We start from the raw sequence: 3,503 nt of genomic DNA, 5'->3' as shown, positions 1-3,503 counted from the left end.
TGCTGTCCAGCTCGACCGGTGGCACGTCCAACACGTTCGTCCTGATGTTGTTCTTCCTGCTCGCCGGCTCTCTCGTGGTACGCCATCAGATCGGCCAGAGCATCTGACCGGAGTACCAGGCCGGCGGCGGGCGGGCCGGCGGCGGGCGGGCCGGCGGCGGGCGACGTGGAACGATCTGATGGCGGACGGCATGAACCGCGAGCGGCGACCGTCGGGAACCGAACAACGGGAACGGCCGGCCGGGGAGCACACGCCGGCCGACGCGGCGGGAGACGGACCGCCGGGAAGAACGGGAAGGAAGGACGGGAGCGGCGGCGCGGGCAAGGGATGGGCGGTGGCCGTGTACCACCGCTACCCACGCCGCCGCTCCCGTCTCGGCCCGACACCGGAAGGCCCTCCAGGGCCCCCGGCAGCGCGTTTGTTTCTCCGTCGCGCCTGTGGAGCCCCGCACCCTGAGGCATTCAGGGGAACGGGCACCATCGGTGTCGGTTCACCCGGCGGCCGGGGCACTGTCAGCCGGCGGCCGGGGAGTTGGGAACAAGGCTCTGCGCGGTGCTCGGGAACACCATTGTTCCGGAGCGCCTTCATTCAGGAACATTTTCGTTCAGGAACGGCGTAGTTCGAGAAATCTTCGTTCAGGAACGCTGTCGTTCGGACCGGCCGGGCCGCCCGTCCACCGGTCGAGCCGGATCCGGATACCGCGGCGGTCAGGCCCCGGCGGTGAGCCAGGCGCGCGTGACGGATCGGCGTGACAACTGTCGCACGGACAGCTCCGACAGCGACGGCTCGTCCGGCACGGCCCGTTCCTCGCAGGACATCGCGGTGTTCTGGACCCTGCCCCAGATGATGCTCCGGCATTCGTCGGCGCCCACCACAAGAGATGTACGGGTATGCGGGTCAAACACCTCGACGTGGCCGTCGAAACCTGGCGCGAGAATCCTGAAATGGCTCCACAGGTGTGCCGTGTAGGTGTCCGCGAACTTACCGAGAAGTTCTCCGTCGGCGTCCAGGACGAGTATTCTCTTACCCATTTCAACACCCTTCGCCGGTGATCCGAACAGTGCCGGGTGGCTGGCCTGGGAGCAGCTTACGACAAGCCTGCGGGATTCGCATATATCGAGTTTTCCGCTATTCCCGGGGCCGGATTCCGGTGGTACCGGAAAGCCATTCCGCCGGCGCCGGCCCGGCCAGTCACCGCCGGACTGATTCGAGGCGCCTGTACCGGCCCGGAACGTACAACGGCCGGCGAACACCACGGCGGCCGGAGTCGGCACGCGGTATTCCGTCCCGGACGCAACAAGCTGGTGCGGTATCCCCGCCGGCCCGGGAGGACAGCCACCGGTAGTCCGGCCCGGCCCGAACAGGGCCCCCTGATCATATGCCGGCCGGCCGGCGACATATACCCGCGCGGAGTGTTACCTGCCCGTCCCGCTGGGACCGGCACGGCGGCGGAACCGCTCACGACCGGCCGGCGGGGCCTGTCTGATCGCCGACCCTATCAGGACATCGCCCGTTTACCGGCGAACCGGCACTCCGGGACAAAACCCCCTCACCGGTGGACGCCCCGGCGTGCCCTGACGCGCCAACGGCGCGGGCCAGGACCGGCCATCAGCCCGCCCGACGGCCCCGTCCGGCAACCGGCGCCCTGTCCATCCACCACTGTGCCCATCCACCACTGTGTCCATCCCACTGTGCCCATCCACCGCCGTGTCCACGCACCACTGTGCCCGACAGCGGCGGGGCCCACGGTGCGCAAGGGCCGGCCGAAGGACCAAAGGACCGGCGTCAGCGGCCCGGTATCCCCGTGGGGCAGTGCCGCCCCGGTATTCCCATAGGGGCCCCGTGCCGGCCCCGGTATCCCTGTAGGAGCATCAGCCGGCCCGGTGTCCCGCAGGGCCCGTCAGCGGCCCAGTATCCCCCGCAGCCTGGACATCGCCGGCCAGGTCGGAGCCGGCCCGTCCACCGGATACGGCGGGAAGGCCCGCTCGGCGACGTCCACCAGAATGGCGACGTCCAGGGGCTTCAGTACGACACCGGCGGTGAGGATGTAGTCGGCGACCCCGGCCGCCGGCAGCAGCACCACACCGTCGAGCAGGGCGAGCCCGTGCGGCAGCTCGGCACGGGAGAACGCGACCACCGGCTGGGCCTGCAGCTGCCAGCCGTCCGGAAGATCGGCCACCAGGTGGCCGGTGACCTCCTCGCTCATCCACGCGACCAGGCCGAGCATGGCGCGCAACGGCACCTTGCCGGCCCACAGCCCGGCCCGGTTCTGGCGCAGCGGCCCGCGGTGGGCATCCGTCTCGACGACCCACGCCCCGGACGGGCCGATCACCAGATGGTCGACGTTGCCGGCGGAGTCCGCGAGCGCGCGGTCGTGCAGGACCGTGTAGCCGGCCCGGACGAGGCGGTCGAGGGCGCGGGCCGTGCGGCGCTCGGCCTCGGCGTCGTGCCGCCAGGACTCGATCTCCGACGGGGAACGCAGGAAGCGCGCCGCGGCGGCGACGAGGACGACCAGGACGGCCCCGAGGACCATCTGCAGCACGACCAGCACGGACAGGCCCGCCATGGCACCGAGCACGCCGACGGCGGCCGCGGCCAGCGCGGCGGCCACAGCCGCGGTGACGGCCGCTCGTGTCAGGCGGTCCTTACGTTCGGCCATGTACAGCTCCCTGCGGCGCAGGTACTCCGCCATGGCCGACCGTCCTGGCCACTGCCTTTCCGGCATCCCGGTCGTCACCGCCTTCCGGTCGCCCTGTTTCCCGCCGCTCCGTCGCGCCGGCCTGGCCCGCGTGACGCGGGAGCTGGCATGGTTCGGGACCCGCATGGCGCGGGATCCGTCACCTCCACCGTTGACGCACGGGCCGGCGCGGAACGTGCTCCGTCCTCGGTCCGTCCTCGGTCCGTCCTCGGTCCGGCCCCGTACGACCGCATGCGGCTGCGCCTGCCCCATGCGCGTCGCACATTGACCATCACCGAGTGTGCCGCGACACGGTCACCGAACGCCACAGCAAACCAACTATGCGACGGCCACCATTTCATAAAAATCGCAACAGTCGTCCAACATGACACATACTTACACCCTGACCCAACGGTGCCCAGGCCGGGCGCCACAGAGCCCGAAAGGGCGCCCGCTCCGGGCGCCACACAGCCTGAAAGGGTGCCCGGAGCCGACGTCGCCCAGCCTGGACGCCGCACACGCCTCCCATCAGACTCCGGACGATGACCGAACTTTCCGGTGTGAGGGGGGTCGGGTGATGGGCACAATCCGACAGCGGCCCTTCGATGTGCGCCACATCGTTCGCGCATCGGTAACTACCGGGCAACACCCTGCTGTGAAGGTCTGGTCAAAGGGCCGGAAAGTCCACGACGCGGCGGAACGGAGCCACCTGACCCGCACCGACCGCCATCGGCCCGTACCTCGACCCGCGGCCAGCGACCCTGGCCGGTCCGGACCTGGAGGGTTCATGAAACGGACACCGGCAGCCATGCCAGCACCCGGCCCC

Annotated in this window: 2 protein-coding genes; both read right to left on the bottom strand. The window is 70.4% G+C overall.

Translation table 11 applies throughout. From position 1 onward, the window contains the following. Window positions 1-707: 707 nt before the first annotated feature. Entirely contained in the window at window positions 708-1,031 is a 324-nt protein-coding gene (locus NBW84_RS03225; RefSeq protein WP_250281540.1) for a hypothetical protein, read from the bottom strand. A gap of 869 nt (window positions 1,032-1,900) precedes the next feature. Continuing rightward, window positions 1,901-2,692 (bottom strand): nuclease-related domain-containing protein, encoded by a 792-nt coding sequence (locus NBW84_RS03220; RefSeq protein ID WP_250281538.1) that lies wholly within the window; start codon window positions 2,690-2,692, stop codon window positions 1,901-1,903. Window positions 2,693-3,503 lie beyond the last annotated feature (811 nt).

It is taken from the genome of Protofrankia sp. CiP1_Cm_nod2 (assembly GCF_920664355.1).
GTDB lineage: Bacteria > Actinomycetota > Actinomycetes > Frankiales > Frankiaceae > Protofrankia.
The sequence above is the reverse complement of the archived record's forward strand: the minus strand, read 5'-3'. Positions and strand labels throughout refer to the sequence as shown.